This is a genomic window from Streptomyces sp. NPDC048643 (assembly GCF_040650615.1).
Taxonomy (GTDB): domain Bacteria; phylum Actinomycetota; class Actinomycetes; order Streptomycetales; family Streptomycetaceae; genus Streptomyces.
Genome location: NZ_JBEZHO010000001.1, coordinates 1 through 23,184 on the forward strand (window position 1 = coordinate 1; position 23,184 = coordinate 23,184).

Here is a 23,184-nt window from a genome sequence, read left to right on the forward strand (position 1 = left end):
GGCCCAGGGCTTCCACACGGCCGCCTTCGCGGTGCTCTCCTTCGAGGGCCCCTGGAAATCCCTGGAACCCGGGTCGGCATGAAGAGGACCGGTCTGACGGGCCGCTGTCCTGCGGCGCCGGGAAAACGACGCGGAGGGCCGGACGGCGCGGACCGCCCTGACAGCACCGACTGCGCCGCGGGCCCTCTCCCGCCCTAGCGGGCCATGATGAGGCTCATCGCCTCGTTGCGGGTCGCCGCGTCCCGCAGCTGTCCGCGCACCGCCGACGTGATGGTCTTCGCGCCGGGCTTGCGAATGCCGCGCATCGACATGCACATGTGCTCGCACTCGACGACGACGATCACACCGCGCGGCTCCAGGATCTCCATCAGGGAGTCGGCGATCTGGGTGGTCATCCGCTCCTGCACCTGCGGGCGCCGGGCGTAGACGTCGACGAGGCGGGCGAGCTTGGACAGACCGGTGATCTTGCCGCTGGCCGCCGGGATGTAGCCGACGTGGGCGACGCCCCGGAACGGGACCAGGTGGTGCTCGCAGGTGCTGAAGACCTCGATGTCCTTCACCAGGACCATCTCGTCGTGGCCCAGGTCGAACGTCGTCGTCAGCACGTCCTCCGGCTGCTGCCGCAGTCCCCCGAAGATCTCCTTGTACGCCCGCGCGACGCGCCCCGGCGTCTCTCTGAGGCCCTCGCGGTCCGGGTCCTCGCCCACGGCTATCAGGAGCTCGCGTACGGCGTTCTCGGCGCGCTTCTCGTCGAACTCGCCGATCGTGGCCTCGCCGTCCAGCGTCACGGGGTCGGTCATCTGGTCCTCGTTCCTGTGGATCCTGCGCGTGCCGTCGACGCGTCCAAAAGGTGCGGGCGTACGAAAAAGCCGCGCCCCCCAAGGCTAGAACCTGGGGGGCGCGGCATGCATTCCGGCCCTGGTGGGAGCGCCGGGAGCCGAACGATGTCAGCTCTCGGTGCGGTCCTCCGGGCTGGTCTCCGTCGCCGGGACGGACTCCGTCGCGGTGGCGATGGAGGCCGTCGAGCCGTTCGCGCCGTTCGTCAGTGACAGCTCCTTGGGGGAGAGCACCGGCGGACGGGTGGACGGAGTACGACGGGAGGAGCCGGTCCACGCGGGGCGGGCCGGGCGCTTCACGATGGGAGCGAAGACCTCGGCGATCTGCTCCTTGCTCAGCGTCTCCTTCTCCAGCAGCTGGAGCACGAGCGCGTCCAGAACGTCGCGGTTCTCGACCAGGATCTCCCAGGCCTCGTTGTGCGCGTTCTCGATGAGCTTCTTGACCTCTTCGTCGACGAGCGCGGCGACCTCTTCCGAGTAGTCGCGCGGGTGCGACATCTCCCGGCCCAGGAAGGGCTCGGTGTTGTCGCCGCCGAACTTGATCGCGCCAAGACGCTCGGTCATGCCGTACTGCGTGACCATCGCGCGAGCGGTGGTCGTGGCCTTCTCGATGTCGTTCGCCGCACCGGTGGTCGGGTCGTGGAAGACGAGCTCCTCGGCCGCGCGGCCGCCCAGCATGTACGCGAGCTGGTCCAGCATCTCGTTGCGCGTCGTGGAGTACTTGTCCTCGTCCGGCAGGACCATCGTGTAGCCGAGGGCACGGCCACGCGACAGGATCGTGATCTTGTGGACCGGGTCGGAGTTCGGGGAAGCAGCCGCGACCAGGGCGTGTCCGCCCTCGTGGTACGCGGTGATCTTCTTCTCCTTGTCCGACATGATCCGGGTCCGCTTCTGCGGGCCCGCGACCACACGGTCGATCGCCTCGTCCAGCATGTCGTTGTCGATGAGCTTCTTGTTGCTGCGCGCGGTGAGCAGCGCAGCTTCGTTCAGCACGTTCGACAGGTCGGCACCGGTGAAGCCGGGGGTCCGGCGGGCCACCGCGGACAGGTCGACGCCCGGGGCGACCGGCTTGCCCTTCTGGTGGACCTTGAGGATCTCCAGACGGCCCTGCATGTCCGGGCGGTCGACCGCGATCTGGCGGTCGAACCGGCCGGGGCGCAGGAGGGCCGGGTCGAGGATGTCGGGCCGGTTCGTGGCGGCGATCAGGATGACGCCGCCCTTCACGTCGAAGCCGTCCATCTCGACGAGCAGCTGGTTGAGGGTCTGCTCGCGCTCGTCGTGACCACCGCCGAGGCCGGCGCCGCGATGGCGGCCGACCGCGTCGATCTCGTCGACGAAGACGATCGCCGGGGCGTTCGCCTTGGCCTGCTCGAAGAGGTCACGGACTCGGGAGGCACCGACACCGACGAACATCTCGACGAAGTCGGAACCCGAGATCGAGTAGAAGGGAACGCCCGCCTCGCCCGCGACAGCACGCGCGAGCAGGGTCTTGCCGGTACCGGGAGGCCCGTAGAGCAGGACGCCCTTGGGGATCTTGGCGCCGACGGCCTGGAACTTGGCCGGCTCCTGGAGGAACTCCTTGATCTCGTGGAGCTCCTCGACGGCCTCGTCCGAACCGGCGACGTCCGCGAACGTCGTCTTCGGGGTGTCCTTGGTGATGAGCTTCGCCTTGGACTTCCCGAAGTTCATGACCCGGGAGCCGCCACCCTGCATCTGGTTCATCAGGAACAGGAAGACGACGACGATGAGGACGAAGGGCAGCAGAGACAGCAGGATGCCCAGGAACGGGTTCTGCTTGGACGGCGAAACGGTGTAGCCGTCCGGGATCTGCTTGTTCTCGTACTTGTTCTGGAGTGTGTTGGCCAGGGTCACGCCCTGGTCGCCGATGTAACTCGACTGGATCTTCGAGCTGCCGTCAACCTTCTCGCCGTCCTTCAGCGAGACCTTGATGACCTGCTCGTCGCCGGTGGTGATCTTTGCCGACTCGACCTTGTTCTGGTTGATCGCCTGGACGACCTGGCCTGTGTCCACCGTCTTGTAGCCGCCGGACGAACCGACGACCTGCATCAACACGACCACGGCAAGGACGGCCAGCACGATCCACATGACCGGCCCACGGAAGTATCGCTTCACGTCCATCCATACGGAGCGGTGCCGCCCCGTCCCTCCTGCCATAGTGAGTTTGATAAAGACTGTTCTTCGGACGGTACCCCAGCATTGTCACCCGAAGCCGCAGGGGACTGCTGGCAATCCCGCCCACGCATGCTCCAACGGCGCGAAACCCGCTGGGGTTCCCGAACGTCCTACGAGGACTCAGCCGCCCTCGCGGAGAGGGTGCTCAGCCGCCGTAGACGTGGGGCGCGAGCGTACCGACGAACGGGAGGTTGCGGTACTTCTCGGCATAGTCCAGGCCGTACCCGATGACGAACTCGTTCGGGATGTCGAAGCCGACCCATTCCACGTCGATCGCGACCTTCGCCGCGTCCGGCTTGCGCAGCAGCGTGCACACCTTCAGCGAGGCGGGCTCGCGCGAGCCGAGGTTGGACAGCAGCCAGGACAGGGTCAGCCCCGAGTCGATGATGTCCTCGACGATCAGGACGTGCTTGCCCTTGATGTCGGTGTCGAGATCCTTGAGGATCCGCACCACGCCGGAGGACTGGGTGCCCGCGCCGTACGACGACACGGCCATCCAGTCCATGGTGACGGGGGTGGACAGCGCACGCGCGAGGTCCGCCATGACCATCACGGCGCCCTTGAGCACTCCGACGATCAGCAGGTCCTTGCCCGCGTACTCCGCGGCGATCTTCGCGGCCAGCTCTGCCAGCTTCGCGTCGATCTCTTCCTTGGTGATGAGCACCGACTTGAGGTCGGTGCCCATGTCTTTCGCGTCCACCCGCATCACTTTCGGTCGTCCGTCCCACTTTTTTGGGCTCGCGCGGCCGGTCGGACCGCCCGGGACCCGGTACTGGGGTCCCGTGGAACCGCGTGAGCGGCCCCGGCGGAGGGTCCGGTTTTCAGCCTTGCCGAATCACCAGTCTGCCACCCTGGCGCTGAGCGACGACTTTGCCCGGGAGATTGATCGCTCCCTGGCCTCGCCAGCCGGTGATCAGCCGGTCGATCTCCTCGATGTGACGGGCGAACAGCGAACCGGCCGGGGCGCCCGCCTCGATGGCCGCGCGGCGCAGGATGCGGCGCCGTACGGCGGGCGGCAGGGCGTAGAGCTTGGCGCACTCCAGGAGGCCGGCCGCGTCGCGTACGGAGGCCTCGGCCTGGCTGGCCCAGGTGTCGAGGGCGTCGGCGTCGTCCCGGGACAGCTGGGCCGTCCGGGCGAGGGCCTCCACGACTCCTTTGCCGAGGGCCTTCTCCAGGGCGGGCAGACCTTCATGGCGGAGCCGGGACCGGGTGTAGGCCGGATCGGTGTTGTGCGGGTCGTCCCAGACGGGCAACGACTGGACCATGCAGGCCTTGCGGGCGGTCTGCCGGTCCAGGTGCAGGAAGGGACGCCGGTAACGGCCGTCGGCCCCCGAGACCGCGGCCATGCCGGACAGGGAGCGGATGCCGGAGCCGCGGGCGAGGCCGAGCAGGACGGTTTCGGCCTGGTCGTCGCGGGTGTGACCGAGGAGGATCGCGGTGGCGCCGTGCCGCTCGGCGGCGGAGTCCAGAGCGGCGTACCGGGCGTCGCGGGCGGCGGCCTCGGGACCCCCGTCGCGGCCGACGGTGACGGCGATCGACTCGGCGGGGGCCAGGCCGAGTTCGGTGAGGCGGAGGACGACCTCGTCGGCACGCAGGTCGGAACCGGGCTGCAGACCGTGGTCGACGGTGATGCCACCGGCGCGGATGCCGAGTTTGGGTGCCTCGAAGGCGAGGGCGGAGGCGAGCGCCATGGAATCGGCGCCGCCGGAGCACGCCACGAGGACGAGGGGCGCGAGGGGCGACGGGGGCGCGTCGCCGCCCTGGCGCGGCCGGGGAGAGGTCGCGGGGGGCTGTTCGACGGGAGCGCCGGCCGGCACGGTCGTGCTGCGGCGTGTTCCGGGGGCGGGGACGCGCTCGGCGTCATGCACGCAGGAGCGCGCGGCACCGCGGGCGGGCGTACGCCGGGTGTCGGGGGTGGGCGGATGCTCGGTGAGGATGTCGTGGAGTACGCGGCGGACCGCCAGGCGTATCGCCGCGACCGCAGGATGGGGACCCATGTCCGGTTCCCTTCATGAAGTTTTCGGGGGGTTAGCCCGGGATCGGTCACTCAGAGTGTGTAGATGGTGACAGAACCGGGGCGTTCCCCGAGCATTGCACGCCTACCCATGCTCCACGGTCCCTCGGACGGGTGATTGGAGGGGCGTTTGCCTGCCGTCGGCCGGATCCGGTTCACGACCGTCCCGTAAGGTTCACGACTCCGCCTTGCGGTGCACCCGTGTGACCCAGTCCGCCGGTTTGGCGATCTCCGCCTTGGTCGGGAGGGTGTTCGGGGAGGTCCACACGCGGTTGAACCCGTCCATGCCGACCTCGTTGACGACCGCGCGCACGAAACGCTCGCCGTCGCGGTACTGCCGGAGCTTGGCGTCGAGGCCGAGCAGCTTGCGCAGGGCCAGGTCGAGGCGGGAGGCACCCTTCGCGCGACGCTGCTGGAACTTCTCGCGGATCTCGGCGACCGAGGGGACCACGGCGGGTCCGACGCCGTCCATCACGAAGTCGGCGTGTCCCTCCAGGAGGGACATCACGGCGGTGAGCCGGCCGAGGATCTCCCGCTGGGCCGGCGTCTGCACGATTTCCACAAGGGAACGACCGCCGTCGTCCTCCTCGGTGTCGGGGCGCGAGCCGGCGAGCGACTGCGCCGCCTCACGGACACGCTCCAGGACCGTCATGGGGTCGACCTCGGTCTCCCCCAAGAAAGACTGGATTTCGCCCTCCAGGTGGTCGCGCAGCCAGGGCACGGCCGAGAACTGGGTGCGGTGCGTCTCCTCGTGGAGGCACACCCACAGGCGGAAGTCGTGCGGCTGGACGTCGAGTTCGCGCTCCACGTGCACGATGTTCGGGGCGACGAGCAGGAGCCTGCCACCGCCGTTGCCGGGACCCGCGGGGCCTCCGGCGGGCAGGTCCCGGGTCGCGGGCGCGAACGTCTCGTACTGCCCGAGGACCCGTGAGGACAGGAACGACAGCAGCATGCCCACCTCGACACCGGTGACCTTGCCGCCGACCGCGCCGAGGACGGCTCCGCCGGGGGTGTTGCCGCGCCGCTCCTGCATCTTCCCCAGGAGGGGCTTGAGGATCTCCCGGAACCCCGCGACGTTCGCCCGCACCCAGCCGGGGCGGTCGACGACGAGGACGGGGGTGTCGTGCAGGACGTCGTCACCCATGCGGGTGAAGCCCCGGACGTGTTCCTCCGCGGACTTCGCGTGCCTGCGCAGTTCGGCGACGATGGCCCTGGCCTCGTCACGGCTCACTTCGGGGCCCGGCCGCACGAGCCGGGTCGCGGTCGCCACCGCGAGGTTCCAGTCGACCATCCCAGTAGATGCAGCACCACCGATGCTCGTCATGCGTCAACCGTACGTGAGCGGGTCCGTGTGCGGTGAGGGGTACGGCGCCGGATGCGGCCGGGCGGGGGGCCGGTGGTGCTGGTGATGCCCGTGGGACGGAACGGGCCCGACACCGTCCCGGCGGGCACCCGTTCGCTCGTCCTGTCGCCGTAGCGGTCCCGTCCGTCCGCCGTACCGGGCCCGTCCGTCCCGCCGTGTGGCGGCTACCGGCAGCCGCAGGACGCCAGGGCCGTCGCCGTGTGGTCGAGGGCGGACCGTGCGGCGAACGGATTGGGCGGGTTCGCCTCGTCGGACGTCATGAACGCGAAGGCGAGGAGGCGGCCGTCCGCGTCGACGACCGTTCCGGCGAGGGTGTTCACACCCGTCAGGGTGCCGGTCTTGGCGCGGACGACGCCGGTGGCCGTGGGCGCGTCGGCGTACCGGGTGCTGAGCGTGCCGGTGAAGCCGGCGATGGGCAGGCCGGTGAGGACCGTACGGAGTTCGGGGTGGTCCGGGTCACCGGCCGCGGCCAGCAGGGCGGTGAGCAGGTCGGCGGAGACCTTGTCGGCGCGGTTCAGACCGCTGCCGTCCGCGAAGTGCGCGTCGGTGAGCGGGAGTCCGAGCTTCTTCAGCCGGGAGTGGATCGCCTTCGCGTCGCCGTCGAAGCTGGGCTCCGCGCCGGTGGCGAGGGCGACCTGGCGGGCCAGCGCCTCGGCGATGTCGTTGTCGCTGTTGGTCAGCATCCGTTCGACGAGGGCGGACAGCGGCGGCGAGGAGACCGACGCGAGGGCCTTCGAGCGGCCCGTCGCCTTCGAGAGGCCCGGTGACGTCGTGTCGACGCCGCGGGCGTGGAGCAGGTCGGCGAACTTCCGCGCCGCGTCGGCCGCCGGGTCCCCGGCGCGTACGGCCGTACCGCTCGTGGTGTCGTCCAGGCGGCCCTCGTCGACCATCAGGGGCGTCACCTCGGCGATGTTCTCGTTGACCCCGATGGGGTGAAGTACGGGGCCTTTGTAGAGCGAGGTGTCGTAGGAGAGCGTCACGTGGTTCATGTGCCGGGACTTCAGCGCGGCGGCCGTCCGGTCCGCGAGGGTGCGCAGGCTCGCCCAGCCGTCGGTGACCTTGCGGGCGGTCAGCGTCGGGTCGCCGCCGCCGACGAGCACGACCTCCTTGGTGTCGGGCTCCAGGACCGTGCGCGTCGTGATGCGGTGGTCGGGGCCGGGTGCCGTGAGGGCGGCGACGGCGGTGGCGATCTTCGTGGTGGAGGCCGGGGTCTGGACCTCGTCCGCGCCCTTGCCGTAGAGCCGCTTGCCGGTCGCGACGTCGACGACGACGGCGGTGCGCCGGGCGCCGAGGACGGAGTTGTCGAGCAGCGGGTCGAGAACCCTCTTGAGGGCTTTCTCGGCAGGGGCCGGCACGGTGCCCGTGGAGCGGCTCAGCCCGGCCAGGACGGAGGCGGCGCTGGGGGCGGGCCGGGGTGCCGTCGCGGCGGCACCGGCCGCGCCCGCGTGATCTGCGCCACCCTCGGGCGCCCGCGATGCGGCCCAGTCGCGCTCCGCCGTACGCTGACCGGTGGAGTCCCAGGGACCGGCCACGGTCGCCGCACCGGCCGCGAGCGCCAGGCCCACGGTGGCGGCGACCGCTGTGAGCTGCGGTGTCGTGAACCGCACGGCACCGGGCCGCACGGCTCGGGTGACCCGCGCCACATGCGGTTTCACCGTCCGCGCGACCCGCACCAGATGCGGTCTCGCGGTCCGCCAAGCCCTCAGCTCTGGCACGACCACCAGCCCCTTTCGCGATCACCCACCTGCGTGAGGGACACTTAACCACCAGAACTATGTGCTGATCATGGAGGAGCCACCGGTGGAGTTCGACGTCACGATCGAGATTCCGAAGGGTTCACGGAACAAGTACGAGGTGGACCACGAGACCGGTCGGATCCGTCTGGACCGTCGACTCTTCACCTCGACCAGCTACCCGGCCGACTACGGCTTCGTCGAGAACACCCTCGGCGAGGACGGCGACCCGCTGGACGCCCTGGTCATCCTGGACGAGCCGACGTTCCCCGGCTGCCTCATCCAGTGCCGCACGATCGGCATGTTCCGGATGACGGACGAGGCCGGCGGCGACGACAAGCTGCTGTGCGTCCCGGCGCACGACCCGCGTGTGGAGCACCTGCGCGACATCCACCACGTGTCGGAGTTCGACCGCCTGGAGATCCAGCACTTCTTCGAGGTCTACAAGGACCTCGAGCCCGGCAAGTCCGTCGAGGGCGCCAACTGGGTCGGCCGCACGGACGCGGAGGCCGAGATCGAGCGTTCCTACAAGCGCCTCAAGGAGTCGGGCGGTCACTGACCTGCCGTAGGGCGGCTCCGGCCGCCCCGATTCCGAACGGGCCGTGCGATCCCTCCGGGGGCCGCGCGGCCCGTTCGCGTATCCGTACGCATACTGAGGCATACGGAGGTTAGAAGAAGATCCACAGGCAGGCGAAAGGCGAGGCGGGAGTTGGTGGCGGACCCGGAAGCGGAAGACCGCAAGCCGCAGTCGGACGAGGCGAGGAAGGCCTTCGGTCCGTCTGCCGGTCTCGCGGCTCCAGGGCCGGTGGCCGTCGACGAGGAGTCGTCGATCACTTCGGAGTTCGCCCTTCCCAAGGGACTCGGCGTCGCGCAGCCGCCGCCGGCGGATTCGTCGACCACATCGGAGTTCTCCGTCCCCCGGGGGCTCGACGTCACGCAGGCGCCGCCGTCCGAGCAGGAGGGGTCGGCGTTCAGCCTCCCGGCCACGTACAGCGCGCGGCAGGCTCCGCCCGCCTTCACTCCGCCGAACGGCATCCCCGCGGTCAGTCTGACCAAGGACGCCCCCTGGCAGGACCGGATGCGCACGATGCTGCGCATGCCGGTGACCGAGCGGCCCGCGCCCGAGCCCGTCCACAAGGAGGACGAGTCGGGGCCCGCCGTCCCGCGCGTGCTCGACCTGACGCTGAGGATCGGCGAGCTGCTCCTCGCGGGCGGTGAGGGCGCCGAGGACGTGGAGACGGCGATGTTCGCCGTCTGCCGCTCCTACGGCCTCGACCGCTGCGAGCCGACCGTCACCTTCACCCTGCTGTCCATCTCGCACCAGCCGTCCCTGGTGGACGACCCGGTGACGGCGTCACGGACGGTCCGCCGCCGGGGCACCGACTACACCCGCCTGGCGGCCGTGTACCGGCTCGTGGACGATCTCAGCGACCCGGAGACCGCGATCTCCCTGGAGGAGGCCTACGGGCGCCTCGCGGAGATGCGCCGCAACCGGCACCCGTACCCCGGCTGGGTGCTCACGGCGTCCGGCGGGCTGCTGGCCGGTGCGGCCTCCGTGCTCGTCGGCGGTGACGCGATCGTGTTCGTCGCGGCGGCGCTCGGCGCGATGCTCGGCGACCGGCTCGCGTGGCTGTGCGCCGGACGCGGACTGCCGGAGTTCTACCAGTTCACCGTCGCCGCCATGCCGCCCGCCGCGATAGGGGTGGCGCTCACGGTCGCGCACGTCGACGTGAAGGCGTCCGCGGTGATCACCGGTGGGCTCTTCGCCCTGCTGCCGGGGCGGGCGCTCGTCGCGGGCGTGCAGGACGGTCTGACCGGCTTCTACATCACCGCGTCCGCGCGCCTGCTCGAAGTCATGTACTTCTTCGTCGGCATCGTGGCCGGCGTCCTGGTCGTGCTCTATTTCGGCGTGAAGCTGGGCGCCGAGCTCAACCCGGACGCGGCGCTGAACATCTCCGAGCGGCCGCTGCTGCAGATCGCCGCGTCCATGCTGCTGTCGCTGACCTTCGCGGTCCTGCTCCAGCAGGAACGGTCCACCGTGCTGGCGGTGACCCTCAACGGCGGTGTGGCCTGGTCGGTGTACGGGGCGATGCACTACGCGGGGGGCATCTCGCCGGTGGCCTCCACAGCCGTCGCGGCGGGCCTGGTCGGGCTCTTCGGGCAACTCCTGTCGCGCTACCGGTTCGCCTCGGCGCTGCCGTACACGACGGCCGCGATCGGGCCCCTGCTGCCCGGTTCGGCCACCTACTTCGGGCTGCTGTCGATCGCGCAGAACGAGGTCGACAAGGGGCTGGTCTCGCTCACCAAGGCGGCGGCCCTGGCGATGGCCATCGCGATCGGCGTGAACCTCGGATCGGAGATCTCACGTCTCTTCCTGCGGCTGCCGGGCGGCTCCGCAGGCGGACGTCGGGCCGCCAAGCGGACGCGCGGGTTCTGAGAGGTCCGGGGCCGCCGCGAGGGCGGCCGGGCGGCCTCAGTTCTGGCCGTTCCCCTGGCCGTTCCCCTGGCCGTTCCCCTGGCCGTAGGGGTACTGCTCCGAGCCGTACTGCTGCTGGGAGTGGTCCTGCGGGTGCCGCCGCCGGCCCTGACGCGGGTCGTAGCCCTGCTGGGGCTGCTGGGGCTGTCCCTGGTCGTAGCCCTGCTGGTAGCCCTGGTCGTACTGCTGACGGTCGTACTGCTGCTGGTCGTAGCCGCCCTGGCCGTACTGCTGCTGGTACGGCTCCTGGTACTGCGGTTGTTGCTGCTGCTGCTGCGGGTAGCCGTAGCCCTGGTTCTGGTTGGCGTAGGGGTCCTGGCCGCCCTGGTGGTTGCCGTACGGGTCGTGGCCCTGGCCCTGGTGGCCGTACGAGCCTTCGTGGCCGTTGTTCCCGTACGCCTGGCCGTGGCCCTGGTAGCCGTACTGGTCCTGGCCCTCCTGGACCGGCGGCACGCGCAGCGGCCGGGTCGCGTCGTCCATGACCGGCGCGGCGGGGCGGGTGTGGGCGGCCGGGGGCAGGTCCTGGGCCGACGGCTGCTCCTGTGGCGGGTTCTTCTTCGCCTTGGACCGGGCGCGCAGGAACTCGATGGCGATCGGGACGACCGACACGAGGACGATCAGGATCAGGATCGCCTCGATGTTCTTGTGCACGAACTCGATGTTGCCGAGCCAGGAACCGAGCAGGGTGACGCCCGCTCCCCACAGGACGCCGCCGATGATGTTGAACGTGATGAAGGAGCGGTACCTCATGCCGCTCACGCCGGCGATGATCGGCGTGAACGTGCGCACGATGGGCACGAAGCGGGCCAGCACCAGGGACTTGGGCCCGTACTTCTCGAAGAACTCGTGGGCCTTCACCACGTTCTCCTGCTTGAACAGGCGGGAGTCCGGGCGGGTGAACAGGGAGGGACCGACCTTCTTGCCGAAGAGGTAGCCCGCCTGGTCGCCGAGGATCGCGGCGACGCAGATCAGCAGGATCGCCGCCCACAGCGGGAAGTCCAGGGTGCCCGCCGTGATCAGCAGACCGCAGGTGAACAGCAGCGAGTCGCCCGGCAGGAAGAAGCCGATCAGCAGACCGGACTCGGCGAAGACGATGAGCAGCAGGCCCCAGATGCCGAAGTTGTCCAGGAGCGTGTTCGGATCCAGCCAGCTTGGACCTAGGGCAAGCGTCGTCACGGTTCCGGGCTCCTGAGGGGTGAAGGGAGGTGCGGCGGTCCTGTTCGGCCGACCAAAGCTATCAACGCAATGGGTCCACCCCAGGTTCCACCCGTGGCTCCAGGATGCACTGTGGGCCGACTGGGACAAAGCTGTGAGCCATGGGCATCGAAGAATACGGAGGCGGCCAGGGTCCTCAGTCGGACGTTCTGGTCGTGACGACGAACGACGTACCCGGATACCGCGTCGAGCGGGTCATCGGTGAGGTCTTCGGCCTCACCGTGCGCTCGCGCCATCTGGGCAGCCAGATCGGCGCGGGTCTGAAGTCGATGATCGGCGGTGAGCTCAAGGGGCTCACCAAGACGCTGGTCGAGACCAGGAACCAGGCCATGGAACGGCTCGTCGAGCAGGCACGCACGCGTGGCGGCAACGGCGTCCTGATGTTCCGCTTCGACGTGAGCGAGGCGGCGGACGTCGGTACGGAGGTGTGCGCGTACGGCACGGCCGTGGTCCTGGTGAAGGAGTAGCGCGAACGGCGGGTACGGGTAAGGGGCGGCCGCCATGGACGGACGCCCCTTACCCCTCTGTCCACCGCCCGTTCCGAGCCGGTGCGCCTGCGGCCGGTCCTCACCGGCCCGCTCGGGCCGCGTTGGCCGCGACTACCCGCCGGCTCGGGCCGCGTTCGCCGCGATCGCGCTCCTCAGGTGCTCGGCCAGTCCCGGCCGCATGGAGTCGTAGAACTCCTTGAACCGCTCGTCGGCGACGTACATCTCGCCGAGCCCCCGGTGGATCTCGTAGGTGCAGTCGTAGAACCACCGGGTGATGTGCTGCCGGTGTTCCTCGGCCAGGTCCATGGCCCGCTCGCCGTCCGGCCGTTCGCCGGCCTCCATGAGGGCGTCGTACCGCTCGCCCCAGGACGCCACCTCCGTCTGCATGCGCTTCCAGTCGTCCTTGGTGTAGCGGGCCGCTCGGCGCTGCGACTCGGCGTAGGTGTCCGTGCCTCCCCAGCGGCGTTCGGCCTCCTCCGCGTATGCCTCCGGGTCCTTGTCCCCGAAGACCTCGAACCGCTCCTCCGGCGTCAGGTCGATGCCCATCGTGCGTGCCTCCATGGCGTGCTCCACGGCCGCCGCCATCTTCTGCAGTTTCTCGATCCGGGCGGTCAACAGGTCGTGCTGACGGCGCAGGTGGGTGCGCGGGTCGGCCTTCCCGGTGGCCTGATCGTCGAGCAGGGCGGCGACCTCGTCGAGCGGAAAGCCGAGCTCCCGGTAGAACAGGATCTGCTGGAGCCTGTCGAGGTCCGCGTCGCTGTAGCGCCGGTGCCCCGCGTGGCTGCGTCCGCCGGGTGCGAGCAGGCCGATCTCGTCGTAGTGGTGCAGCGTGCGCACCGTGATCCCGGCGAAACCGGCGACCTGGCCCACTGAGTGGCTCAACGTCCGCTCCTTCCTCGGTACGCGTTTCACGATGGGGCCTCACGCGACGTGAGGTACAAGCCCCGGCCCGCCACACGGTCCGGCCCGTCCTCCTTGTCCGCTCCCCTGCTCGACCCCCGGCCGTTCGGGATGTTATGTCCGTTTCACGCCCTTAGGGTGAGGCCGTGACCGACGAAGCGGCTCCCCCTGGGCCGGTCCCCTCCCGGGCGATGCGCGCACGGACCCTGCTGCCGCTGTTCCTCCCGGCCGTCGTCGTCGGCGCGGTCTCCAGCCTCCTCTTCGTGGGCGTGAGCGAGCTGGCCGAACAGCTCAAGAACGTGCTGTGGACGACTCTCCCGGACGCGCTCGGCATCGGCGGCTACTCCTCCCTGTGGATGATCGTCATGCTCACCGCCACCGGCGTCCTGGTCGGTCTGGTGGTGTGGAAGGCGCCGGGACACGCGGGCCCCGACCCGGCGACCCTGGGGCTCCAGGCCTCCCCGATGGCCCTCGTCATCCTTCCGGGGCTCCTCGTGGCGACGGCACTGATGCTGGCCGGCGGTCCGAGCCTCGGCCCCGAGAACCCGATCATCGCGGTCAACGTGGCGCTGGCGTTCTGGGCGGGCCGCAGGTTCGCGCCCGCCGCTCCCGGCGAGGTGTGGGTGACGCTGGCCGAGGCGGCCACGATCGGCGCCCTGTTCGGTACGCCGGTCGCGGCGGCGCTGGTCATCTCCGAGGCGCTCGCCGGACGCCAGGTGAAGGGCATGCTGTGGGACAACCTCTTCGCCCCGCTGACGGCGGCGTCGGTGGGCTCGATGACCACGGCGCTGATCGGCCATTCCAGCTTCGACCTCGATCTGCCCCCGCTCGGCGATCCCGGCTGGGCCGACGTCCTGTCCGCGCTGGTGATCGCCTCCGCCGCGGCCGTGCTGGGCATGGCCGCGGTCTACGCCTTCCCCTTCGTCCACAAGGTCTTCTCGCACCTGCGTCACCCCATGGTGGCGCTTCCCGTGGGCGGGCTCGTCCTCGGCCTGCTCGGCTGTCTGGGCGGCTCGCTGACGCTGTTCAAGGGCCTGGACCAGGTCGCGGAGCTGGCCCGCAACCCGGACGGCTACTCCGCGGGCCGGCTCGCGCTGATGACCGTGGTGAAGCTGGCCGCGCTGGTGATCGCGGCGTCCTGCGGCTTCCGCGGCGGCCGCATCTTCCCGGCCGTCTTCGCCGGCGCCGCCTTCGGGCTGTGCGCCCACGCGCTCGTGCCCTCGGTCCCGGCCTCACTGGGTCTGGCCGCCGGAGTACTGGGCACACTCCTCGCGATCACCCGGCAGGGATGGGTGAGCCTGTTCACGGCCGCCGTCCTGGTGTCCTCGCCCTCGATCATCGCCCTCCTGTGCATCGCGTCCCTGCCTGCCTGGCTGCTGGTGACCGGCCGGCCCCAGATGCAGTTGCGCGAGGACGGGACCGCGATCCGATGACCCGATCCGTGAACCGCGGGCGTGCCCGCATCCGATGACCGAAGGGGACACTCCGTCCCGCAGACCGATGGGAGAAGACCCATGCCGCTCCACAAGGGCCACCAGGCACACGAAGAGAGCCCGATGTCCGTCAACCCGTTCTACGGGGAGACCAACCCGGTCAGCGGCATGGTCGAGGCGCCGCCGAAGCACCGCCTCCCCGACGGCCCGCTGCCGCCCACGACGGCGCTCCAGATCGTGCACGACGAGCTGATGCTGGACGGGAACTCCCGGCTGAACCTCGCCACCTTCGTCACCACCTGGATGGAACCGCAGGCGGGGATGCTGATGGCGGAGTGCCGCGACAAGAACATGATCGACAAGGACGAGTATCCGCGCACCGCCGAGCTGGAGCGGCGCTGCGTGGCGATGCTCGCCGAGCTGTGGCACGCGCCGGATCCGTCGGCGACGGTGGGCTGTTCGACGACCGGGTCGAGCGAGGCGTGCATGCTCGCCGGCATGGCGCTGAAGCGGCGCTGGACGCAGCGCAACGCGGACCGCTACCCCGGCGCGCGGCCCAACCTGGTGATGGGGGTGAACGTCCAGGTCTGCTGGGACAAGTTCTGCAACTTCTGGGAGGTCGAGGCGCGCCAGATCCCCATGGAGGGCGACCGGTTCCATCTCGACCCCCAGGCCGCCGCCGAGCTGTGCGACGAGAACACCATCGGGGTCGTCGGCATCCTCGGCTCCACCTTCGACGGGTCGTACGAGCCGATCCAGGAGCTGTGCGCGGCGCTGGACGCCCTCCAGGAGCGCACGGGCCTCGACATCCCCGTCCATGTCGACGGCGCGTCCGGCGCGATGGTCGCGCCCTTCATCGACGAGGACCTGGTCTGGGACTTCCGGCTGCCCCGGGTGGCGTCGATCAACACCTCGGGCCACAAGTACGGCCTGGTGTACCCGGGTGTCGGTTGGGCCCTCTGGCGGACCCCCGAGGACCTGCCCGAGGAACTGGTCTTCCGGGTGAACTACCTGGGCGGTGACATGCCGACCTTCGCGCTCAACTTCTCGCGCCCCGGAGCGCAGGTCGCCGCGCAGTACTACACGTTCCTGCGGCTGGGCCGCGAGGGCTACCGGACGGTGCAGCAGACGACCCGGGACGTGGCACGGGGTCTGGCCGAACGGATCGACTGTCTGGGCGACTTCCGGCTCATCACCCGGGGCGACGAGCTGCCGGTGTTCGCCTTCACGACGGCGCCGGACGTCACCTCGTACGACGTGTTCGACGTGTCCCGGCGGATGCGCGAGAGCGGCTGGCTGATCCCGGCGTACACGTTCCCCGAGAACCGGCAGGACCTGTCGGTGCTGCGTGTGGTGTGCCGCAACGGCTTCACCTCCGACCTGGCCGAGCTGTTCATCGACGACCTGAAGCGGCTGCTGCCCGAACTGCGCGCCCAGCCCGGACCGTTGATCCGGGACAAGAGCGCGGCGACCAGCTTCCACCACTAGGGCCGTGCGCTCACCCGGTCGCGCGGTCGTGACGGGTCAGCGGGCGTCCTCCGGGTGCCGCTCGCCCGTCGCGTACGGGTTCGCCTCGCCCTCCGCGAGGATCCCGACGAACGGCGCGCCCTCCCCGGCGAAGGTGTACGCGCCGGCCTCGACGCGGGCGATCAGACCGCGGGTCCACGCCGCGTCGGCGTCGGCGGAGTGGACCCACAGGTTCATGATCTCGCCGATGTGCCCCAGCCGTTCCGGGCCGTCCTCGGGCACGTAGTGCCCGGTGACCGCCGCCCGCCACTCCTCGATCTTCCCGACGCGCTCCTTCAGGAGGGCCACGGCCTCCTCGCGCGGGAGGTCGACCATGAAGCCGATGCCCGCCGACCGCACGTCCATCTTCTGGTCGTACGCCGTCAGGGACGCGCGCAGCAGCGTCAGGAACTCCTCGGTGCCGCTGTCCGTGATCTCGTACTCGGTGCGGGGCGGGCCGCCGGCCGTGGACGGCGCGATCTCGTGGGCGTGCAGCAGTCCCTGCTTGGCCATCTGCTTGAGCGCGTGGTAGATCGAGCCGGGCTTGGCGTTGGACCACTCGTGCGCGCCCCAGTACTCCAGGTCGTTGCGCACCTGATAGCCGTGGGCCCGCCCGTGTTGGCGCACCGCGCCGAGCACGAGGAGACGGATCGCTGACATGCCGCCCAGCCTAGGGGGGTGTCAGCCCCAGGAGGTGCCCTGCTCCTGTGCGACCAGTTCGAAGGCGGTCCTGCCGTCCAGGGACTCGCGGATGATGTCGGCGTGACCCGCGTGCCGGGCCGTCTCGCGGATCAGGTGGAGGGCCACCCAGCGCATCGAGACGCGGCCCTCGGGCGGGAACCAGGGGTCGTTCGGGAGCGCGAAGGTGTCGTCGAGGCTCGGCACCGAGCGCAGGAACGCGTCGGTCTCGGCGGCGACCTTCTCCCAGTACGCGAGCTGGGCGGCGACGGTCTCGCCCTCGACCAGGACGAAGCACTCGTGCCAGTTCGACTCGTCCCGCCGGACGGCGGGCGCCTCGCCTCGGGCGCGGGCGATCCACCCCTGCTCGACCTCGGCGACATGCTTGAGCAGCCCGGACAGGGACAGTTCGCTCGCGGTCGGCCGGCTCGCGGCCTGCTCCTCGGAGAGTCCGAGCAGCGCCCGGCGGACACCGCCCCGCTGCTCCTCGATGAAGGCGAGCAGCGCCCCGCGCTCGTCGCCCCGCTCCTCGGCTCGCACGTGCGTGACCATGACCGGCCCCTCTCGTCCCATCGGTCCTCTTGCCTGACACCGATGGACGCTACGGGCCCTTGCGGTCAGGTTCTGTCCGCAAGGGCCCGGGTACGCGAGGAGGGAGCGGGGACGGCCTCGGCGGTCGCGAGGACGTCCCGGTCCGGCTGTCGGAAGCCGCCGGAAGCCGTCAGAAGGGGAAGCGGCTGCGGCCGTGCTGCACGGAGATCCACTTCGTGGTGGTGAACGCGTCGACCGTCGTCTCGCCGTTCAGGCGGCCGGTGCCGGAGTGCTTCTCACCGCCGAACGGGACGAGGGGCTCGTCGTGGACGGTGCCGTCGTTCACGTGGAACATGCCGGTGTCGATCTGCTTGGCGAAGTTCACGCCGCGCTCGACGTCGGCGGTGTGGACGGCGCCGGACAGTCCGTACGGGGTGTCGTTGACGAGGCGGACGGCCTCCTCCTCGCCGTCGAAGGGCACGAGGAAGACGACCGGGCCGAAGACCTCCTGGCGGAGCAGGGCGGAGTCGGCGGGCAGGCCGGTCAGGACGGAGGGCTCGACCAGGTTGTCCGTGGTCGTGCCGTGCACCAGGGCGGTGGCGCCCTCCGCGATCGCCTGCTCGACGGTGCCCGAAAGGGAGTCCGCCTGCGAGGAGTTGATGACCGGGCCGATCACCGTCTGCGGGTCGCTCGGGTCGCCGGCCTTCAGCGTCCGCACCTTGGCGACGAACTTCTCGGTGAACTCGGCCTCGACGGAGCGGTCCACGAGGACACGGTTCGCGGCCATGCAGACCTGGCCCTGGTGGACGTAGCGGCTGAAGACGGCGGCGTCGACCGCGTAGTCGACGTCCGCGTCGTCCAGCACCACCAGGGCGCTGTTGCCGCCGAGTTCGAGGATCGAGCGCTTGAAGTTCGCGGCGCAGACCGTGGCGACGTGCCGGCCCACCTTGTCGGAACCGGTGAAGGAGATGACCTTCGGCACCGGGTGCTCGATGAAGGCGTCGCCTATCTCGGCTATGTCGGTGATGACGACGTTCAGCAGGCCGCCCGGCAGCCCCGCGTCCTCGAAGATCTTCGCGACCAGGGAGCCGCCGACGATCGGCGTGTTCTGGTGCGGCTTGAGGACCACGCCGTTGCCGAGCGCGAGGGCGGGGGCGACGGACTTGATCGACAGCAGGAAGGGGAAGTTGAAGGGGCTGATGACGCCCACGACGCCCACCGGGACGCGGTAGAGGCGGTTCTCCTTGCCGTCGACCGGCGAGGGGATGATCTTCCCCTCGGGGCGCAGCGCCAGCTGGACCGACTCGCGCAGGAACTCCCGGACGAGGTGCAGCTCGAACGCGGCCTTGAGGCGGGTGCCGCCCAGCTCCGCGATGATCACCTCGGTGATCTCGGCCTCACGCTCGTCGATGAGGGCGAGGGCCTTCTCGAAGACGGCGCGGCGCGCGTACGGGTTGGTGGCGCCCCATTCCTTCTGGGCGCGCTCGGCGGCACGGTAGGCGTCGTCGACCTCCTCCACCGTGGCGATGGTGATCGAGGCCAGCTTCTCGCCGTCGTACGGGTTGAAGTCGATGATGTCCCAGGAGCCGGTGCCCGGGCGCCACTCGCCGTCGATGTACTGCTGGGCCAGGTCGGTGAAGTAGGACGACATGCGCTCCCTCAATCCCTGTGCTGCCGAGGCAGGCTCCTGACCCGGGGCAGCGGACATCCGATCACGGTCTGATCACACGTCATCGTACTTGTGTTTCAAGGGAGTTGAAGGTGACCTGGCAAGTCCGGGCGGGATCAGGAGAGCTGGAGGAGACCCCGCAGCAGGTCGCGGCTCTCGGACGGCCCGGGGCTGTCCTGCTGGAGCTGCTTGAGCGCGCTCTCGTACTGCGTGACGTCCTCGCGCTTGTCCAGGTAGAGCGCGCTGGTCAGCTGCTCTAGGTAGACGACGTCGGAGAGGTCGGACTCCGGGAAGCTGAGGAGGGTGAAGGAGCCGCTCTCGCCGGAGTGCCCGCCGAAGCTGAACGGCATCACCTGGAGACGGACGTTGGGCCGTTCCGAGACGTCGATCAGATGCTGGAGCTGCCCCCGCATCACCTCGCGGTCGCCGTACGGGCGGCGCAGCGCGGCCTCGTCGAGGACGATGTGGAACTCCGGCGCGTTCTCGGCGACGAGGTACTTCTGCCGCTCCAGACGCAGCGCGACGCGGCGGTCGACGTCGGCGGCGGAGGCGCCCTTCATGCCGCGCCGGACGACCGCGTGGGCGTACGCCTCGGTCTGCAACAGGCCGTGCACGAACTGGACTTCGTAGACACGGATCAGGTGGGCGGCGCCTTCGAGGCCCACATAGGTGGGGAACCAGCTCGGCAGGACGTCGGAGTAACTGTGCCACCAGCCCGCGACGTTGGCCTCCTTGGCGAGCGAGACAAGGGAGGTGCGCTCCGCCTCGTCGGTGATGCCGTAGAGCGTCAGCAGATCCTCGACGTCGCGCGTCTTGAAGCTCACCCGTCCCAACTCCATGCGGCTGATCTTCGATTCGGAGGCGCGGATCGAGTAGCCGGCCGCTTCACGGGTGATGCCACGCGCCTCACGCAGGCGCCGCAGATGTGAACCCAGCAGCATGCGCCGCACCACCGAGCCGCTCGACTCACCAGCGCTCACGTTCGTCAGCCTCCCCAACCGTCTTCCAGACGCCGCAGTCTGCCACTAAAACACTTCAAGCAGTACTCGTTCGGTTACGGAAACGGAAAGGAGCCAAAGGAGGCGCGCATTAACAGATCAACAGAGCGTCAACAACGGGAATATCTCGCCAGAATAAATGCAGAGGAACCAGGAGAGGAAGGTCCAATTCGGTCGCGTGCACGTGCATCTGCCCTTGCATCTGCTGTGCGCATTCGGAACCATGGTCCCCGCGCCACCGCTGCATCGCAACGACCGCGAACACCCGGGAGTGCCTCGCATGGGGACGAATGGATCGACCATGCTCGAACCCTTACGGCAGGGACTTCCGCCTCTCGATCCCGCGGCCGTGTGCAGCGCCGCCTCGTGCGCTCTGCCCGCCCGTTTCGAAGCGGTCCGCGAGGCACGGCAGTTCACCCGCAGGACGCTGGACCAGTGGGACATCGGCGAGCGGTTCGACGACGTCTGTCTGGTCGTCTCCGAGCTCGTCACCAACGCACTCCGGCACGCCCTGCCCTCGGACACCCCGCGTGACGACCAAGGGCCGCCCGTGCGGCTGCACTTGATGCGCTGGACCTCCCGACTGGTGTGCGCGGTGCGCGACCCCAGCCACGAGAGTCCGGTCGCCGGCGACTCGGACGACTTCTCCGCGGAGTCCGGCCGCGGCCTCTTCCTCGTCGACTCGTTCGCCGACGGCTGGGGCTGGCATCCGCTCGCCGGGACGCTCAGCGGCAAGGTGGTCTGGGCGCTGTTCCGGCTGCCGCCGCAGCCGGCACCGGCCCCTCCCCCCTGCACATGAAGAACCGCGGCGCCTTCCGGCGCCGCGGTTCTACGCGTGTCACGCAACGCAGCGTAACCATCACCCTCGGTCGACGCCGACCCTCCCGCGGCCGGCCCCTGCCGTGCGTCCCGCGATCACATCCGTCATCCGGCGATCAGGTGGTCGAACTCGCCGTCCTTGATACCCAGGAGCATGGCCTCTATCTCGGCGCGGGTGTAGACGAGCGCGGGCCCCTCGGGGAACCGCGAGTTCCGCACCGCGACGTCGCCGCCGGGCAGCCGGGCGAACTCCACGCAGGAACCCTGCGAATTGCTGTGCCTGCTCTTCTGCCAGGCCACGCCGTCGAGTTCGGTCGCGGCCATGCCGTTGTACACGTCGTCAGCCATGCCGTTGTACACGTCATCCAGGTCGAACACGTCGTGGTCCACAGGTCGCTCCCCGGTCGTGCAGTGGCTGAGGTGGCCATAGATGCAGTGGTCAACTGACTCGGATCATAGCTCTGTTCATGTGCAGATGCATGGGCAGATGCACGTGCACGGGGGGTGGTCCCGCGGTTACAGCTTTGACCGTTCCTTGACTACCGACTGTCGCGCCCGCGACTACGGCCCGCAGCCCGCCTGGGCACGGACCGGACCGCATCCGGTCCGGCGCGTTCCCCGGAGCCCGCGTCACACGCGGCCTCCGGCCCCCGTCCATGATCTTGCGCGCCATCATCTGTGCGGGATCGTCCGGATCGGATCCCTCGTGTACTAGGAAGAGACGCGTGCCGCGCCCTTCCTGTTCCAGTGTCCATGTGATGGTCCGGTGGACGGCGCGGCGGGGTCATCATCCGGAACCGGGTTCACGTCGATATCTCCTCCCACAGGCATCCGGTGGCCGACTCCGGGAACCCGTGCACCCTCCTGATAACGTGCGGCGGCCGTTCAGGCGACGCGGCATCCGACCCACTCTTGGGGGCTTCAGTGACTACGGCGACCTTCCCGTTCCGCCGGGCACGTCTCACGGCCGCGGCCATGGGTCTCACGGCGGGGCTCGCACTGACCGGCTGCGGCAGCGGCGGCGACGGCGGCTCCGACGACACGCCGACGAGTGCCGGCCCGTCCGCCACGGCGGCCACCGGTACCGACGACGGCGGCACGGGCGGCGGCTCCGACGACACGTCCTCCGCGGGCGGTGACCTGTCGGGCAGCTGGCTGACCACGGCGGGCGGCAAGGCCGTGGTGCTGATGGTCAACGGCAAGCAGGCGGGCCTCTTCGCGACCGGCGGCACCATGTGCAGCGGCACCACCGCCGAGAAGTCCGGCACACGGACGATCCGTCTCGCCTGCACGGACGGCAGCAAGGACCGCGCCGTCGGCACGGTCGACTCCGTCAGCGGCCGGACCCTGCACGTCACCTGGCAGGGCGCGCTCGGCAAGGAGACGTACACGAAGAGCGAGGGCGGCAAGCTGCCCACGGGCCTGCCGACGGCGAGCCTCGGGCTGGGGTCCTGACCGGGGCCGCTTCAGGCGTGCCCGGTCCCGCTCCGGGCGGGGCGCGGCGAGCGGGCGGCCACGGGCGCGCCCCCGGTCGGTCCGGTTCGGTGGGCGGAGGGGCCGATTCGGTCGGCTCCGGGGCGGTCCGCGGGCAGAAACGGGCGATAACGGTCCCGGTCGGGTGAACGGTGAGGGGTGCGCGACATCGGCGGACCCGCGTGCGTGATGATCCATGCACATCGTTCCGACCCCCAGGGGAACCCATGCGCGCTCTGCCCATCGCCGTCACCGTCCTCGCCGCCGCCCTCGCCCTGACCTCCTGCGACGACGGCGGCTCCAGCGGCTCCGGGAAGTCCGGGGACCCGGCCGGCTCCGGTTCCGCGACGAAGGCGGCCACCGCGGCCTGCGCGATCGGCGACGCCGGTCTCCAGGTCGGACCCGCCAACGCCGCGACGGCCGCCGGGGACACGGGCAACATTCCGGTCACCCTCACCAACAAGGGCGCGCGCTGCACCCTGAAGGGTGTCCCCCGGCTCTCCGTGAAGGCGGCGGCCGGGAGTGCGGCGGAGATCGGCGCCGACGACTCCGCGCAGCCCGAGGAGCTGACCCTCGCCAAGGGCGACACCGCGTCCTTCACCATCACCTACGTGCGGGGGGCGGAGGGCGACGCGAAGAGCCTCGCCGCCAAGACCCTGACGATCGGCTTCCCCGGCACCGGCGCCACCCAGGACTTCCCGTGGTCCTACGGCCCGGTCGCGGGCAAGGGCGCGGCTAGCGCGCCGAACGCGACCGTGACGCCGTTCCAGCACGCGGGCGACTGAGCGCGTCGCGGCGCCCGCGCCGGCGCCCGCAACCGGCAGTTAAGCCCCCACCGGCCGGTGGGGGCTGTCGCGCC

Annotated in this window: 21 protein-coding genes and 1 pseudogene; 8 read left to right on the plus strand and 14 right to left on the minus strand. The window is 70.2% G+C overall.

Features of this window, described 5'->3' with window-relative positions; translation table 11 throughout:
• Positions 1–194: 194 nt before the first annotated feature.
• From folE to dacB, 6 genes are all read right to left on the minus strand, one after another.
• Positions 195–800 carry a GTP cyclohydrolase I FolE gene (folE, locus tag AB0C62_RS00005; RefSeq protein ID WP_362968710.1) on the minus strand — a complete coding sequence of 202 codons (606 nt, stop codon included), beginning with the start codon at positions 798–800 and terminating at the stop codon, positions 195–197.
• Between the two features lie 147 nt (positions 801–947).
• A complete protein-coding gene (gene ftsH / locus AB0C62_RS00010) occupies positions 948–2,975 on the minus strand; it encodes an ATP-dependent zinc metalloprotease FtsH (RefSeq protein ID WP_362969103.1) in 2,028 nt (675 codons plus the stop codon).
• Between the two features lie 199 nt (positions 2,976–3,174).
• Positions 3,175–3,735 (minus strand): hypoxanthine phosphoribosyltransferase, encoded by a 561-nt coding sequence (gene hpt, locus AB0C62_RS00015; RefSeq protein WP_362968712.1) that lies wholly within the window; start codon positions 3,733–3,735, stop codon positions 3,175–3,177.
• Between the two features lie 115 nt (positions 3,736–3,850).
• Entirely contained in the window at positions 3,851–5,026 is a 1,176-nt protein-coding gene (tilS, locus tag AB0C62_RS00020; RefSeq protein WP_362968714.1) for a tRNA lysidine(34) synthetase TilS, read from the minus strand.
• Positions 5,027–5,218: 192 nt separating this feature from the next.
• Positions 5,219–6,367, minus strand: coding sequence for a zinc-dependent metalloprotease (locus AB0C62_RS00025; protein WP_362968716.1), 1,149 nt, complete (start codon positions 6,365–6,367; stop codon positions 5,219–5,221).
• Between the two features lie 203 nt (positions 6,368–6,570).
• Positions 6,571–8,127, minus strand: coding sequence for a D-alanyl-D-alanine carboxypeptidase/D-alanyl-D-alanine-endopeptidase (gene dacB, locus AB0C62_RS00030; RefSeq protein WP_362968718.1), 1,557 nt, complete (start codon positions 8,125–8,127; stop codon positions 6,571–6,573).
• A 79-nt stretch (positions 8,128–8,206) separates the two neighbouring features.
• Here dacB and AB0C62_RS00035 point away from each other — a divergent pair, with 79 nt between their 5' ends.
• Both AB0C62_RS00035 and AB0C62_RS00040 read left to right on the plus strand, forming a co-directional pair.
• Entirely contained in the window at positions 8,207–8,698 is a 492-nt protein-coding gene (locus AB0C62_RS00035) for an inorganic diphosphatase (protein WP_362968720.1), read from the plus strand.
• 153 nt (positions 8,699–8,851) lie between these two features.
• Positions 8,852–10,576 carry a threonine/serine exporter family protein gene (locus AB0C62_RS00040; protein ID WP_362968722.1) on the plus strand — a complete coding sequence of 575 codons (1,725 nt, stop codon included), beginning with the start codon at positions 8,852–8,854 and terminating at the stop codon, positions 10,574–10,576.
• Between the two features lie 36 nt (positions 10,577–10,612).
• Here AB0C62_RS00040 and AB0C62_RS00045 read toward each other — a convergent pair whose 3' ends face one another.
• A complete protein-coding gene (locus AB0C62_RS00045) occupies positions 10,613–11,791 on the minus strand; it encodes a VTT domain-containing protein (RefSeq protein WP_362968724.1) in 1,179 nt (392 codons plus the stop codon).
• Positions 11,792–11,931: 140 nt separating this feature from the next.
• On the opposite strand from AB0C62_RS00045, the gene AB0C62_RS00050 reads away from it, so the two are divergent.
• On the plus strand, positions 11,932–12,297 hold the full coding sequence (locus tag AB0C62_RS00050) for a YbjQ family protein (RefSeq protein WP_081218598.1): 366 nt from the start codon (positions 11,932–11,934) through the stop codon (positions 12,295–12,297).
• Positions 12,298–12,429: 132 nt separating this feature from the next.
• Here the strand turns inward: AB0C62_RS00050 and AB0C62_RS00055 are convergent, their stop codons facing one another.
• On the minus strand, positions 12,430–13,200 hold the full coding sequence (locus tag AB0C62_RS00055; protein WP_362968726.1) for a MerR family transcriptional regulator: 771 nt from the start codon (positions 13,198–13,200) through the stop codon (positions 12,430–12,432).
• 209 nt (positions 13,201–13,409) lie between these two features.
• Between AB0C62_RS00055 and AB0C62_RS00060 the strand changes: the two genes are divergently transcribed.
• Together AB0C62_RS00060 and AB0C62_RS00065 are read left to right on the plus strand one after the other, a co-directional pair.
• Entirely contained in the window at positions 13,410–14,651 is a 1,242-nt protein-coding gene (locus AB0C62_RS00060) for an ion channel protein (protein WP_362969104.1), read from the plus strand.
• A gap of 81 nt (positions 14,652–14,732) precedes the next feature.
• On the plus strand, positions 14,733–16,139 hold the full coding sequence (locus tag AB0C62_RS00065) for a glutamate decarboxylase (RefSeq protein WP_362968728.1): 1,407 nt from the start codon (positions 14,733–14,735) through the stop codon (positions 16,137–16,139).
• A gap of 36 nt (positions 16,140–16,175) precedes the next feature.
• On the opposite strand, the gene AB0C62_RS00070 is transcribed toward AB0C62_RS00065, so the two are convergent.
• The 4 genes from AB0C62_RS00070 to AB0C62_RS00085 form a co-directional block, all read right to left on the minus strand.
• Positions 16,176–16,817: a PadR family transcriptional regulator gene (locus AB0C62_RS00070; RefSeq protein ID WP_362968730.1), complete on the minus strand. Its 642-nt coding sequence runs from the start codon at positions 16,815–16,817 to the stop codon at positions 16,176–16,178.
• Positions 16,818–16,838: 21 nt separating this feature from the next.
• Entirely contained in the window at positions 16,839–17,387 is a 549-nt protein-coding gene (locus tag AB0C62_RS00075) for a DinB family protein (RefSeq protein WP_362968732.1), read from the minus strand.
• Between the two features lie 169 nt (positions 17,388–17,556).
• The gene (locus tag AB0C62_RS00080) at positions 17,557–19,017 is read right to left on the minus strand and encodes an aldehyde dehydrogenase family protein (protein WP_362968734.1); all 1,461 of its coding nucleotides are present in this window, start codon (positions 19,015–19,017) and stop codon (positions 17,557–17,559) included.
• Between the two features lie 134 nt (positions 19,018–19,151).
• Positions 19,152–19,976 carry a helix-turn-helix transcriptional regulator gene (locus tag AB0C62_RS00085; protein WP_362969105.1) on the minus strand — a complete coding sequence of 275 codons (825 nt, stop codon included), beginning with the start codon at positions 19,974–19,976 and terminating at the stop codon, positions 19,152–19,154.
• Positions 19,977–20,313: 337 nt separating this feature from the next.
• On the opposite strand from AB0C62_RS00085, the gene AB0C62_RS00090 reads away from it, so the two are divergent.
• On the plus strand, positions 20,314–20,832 hold the full coding sequence (locus tag AB0C62_RS00090) for an ATP-binding protein (RefSeq protein WP_362968736.1): 519 nt from the start codon (positions 20,314–20,316) through the stop codon (positions 20,830–20,832).
• A 125-nt stretch (positions 20,833–20,957) separates the two neighbouring features.
• On the opposite strand, the gene AB0C62_RS00095 is transcribed toward AB0C62_RS00090, so the two are convergent.
• Complete coding sequence (locus AB0C62_RS00095) at positions 20,958–21,200, minus strand: DUF397 domain-containing protein (RefSeq protein WP_355878903.1); 243 nt, start codon at positions 21,198–21,200, stop codon at positions 20,958–20,960.
• Positions 21,201–21,492: 292 nt separating this feature from the next.
• Positions 21,493–21,615 (minus strand): annotated as a pseudogene (locus AB0C62_RS00100) (SRPBCC domain-containing protein); the annotation flags it as partial.
• 161 nt (positions 21,616–21,776) lie between these two features.
• Here AB0C62_RS00100 and AB0C62_RS00105 point away from each other — a divergent pair.
• Both AB0C62_RS00105 and AB0C62_RS00110 read left to right on the plus strand, forming a co-directional pair.
• The gene (locus AB0C62_RS00105) at positions 21,777–22,307 is read left to right on the plus strand and encodes a hypothetical protein (protein WP_362968738.1); all 531 of its coding nucleotides are present in this window, start codon (positions 21,777–21,779) and stop codon (positions 22,305–22,307) included.
• Positions 22,308–22,552: 245 nt separating this feature from the next.
• The gene (locus tag AB0C62_RS00110) at positions 22,553–23,110 is read left to right on the plus strand and encodes a DUF4232 domain-containing protein (RefSeq protein ID WP_362968740.1); all 558 of its coding nucleotides are present in this window, start codon (positions 22,553–22,555) and stop codon (positions 23,108–23,110) included.
• Positions 23,111–23,184: the final 74 nt, after the last annotated feature.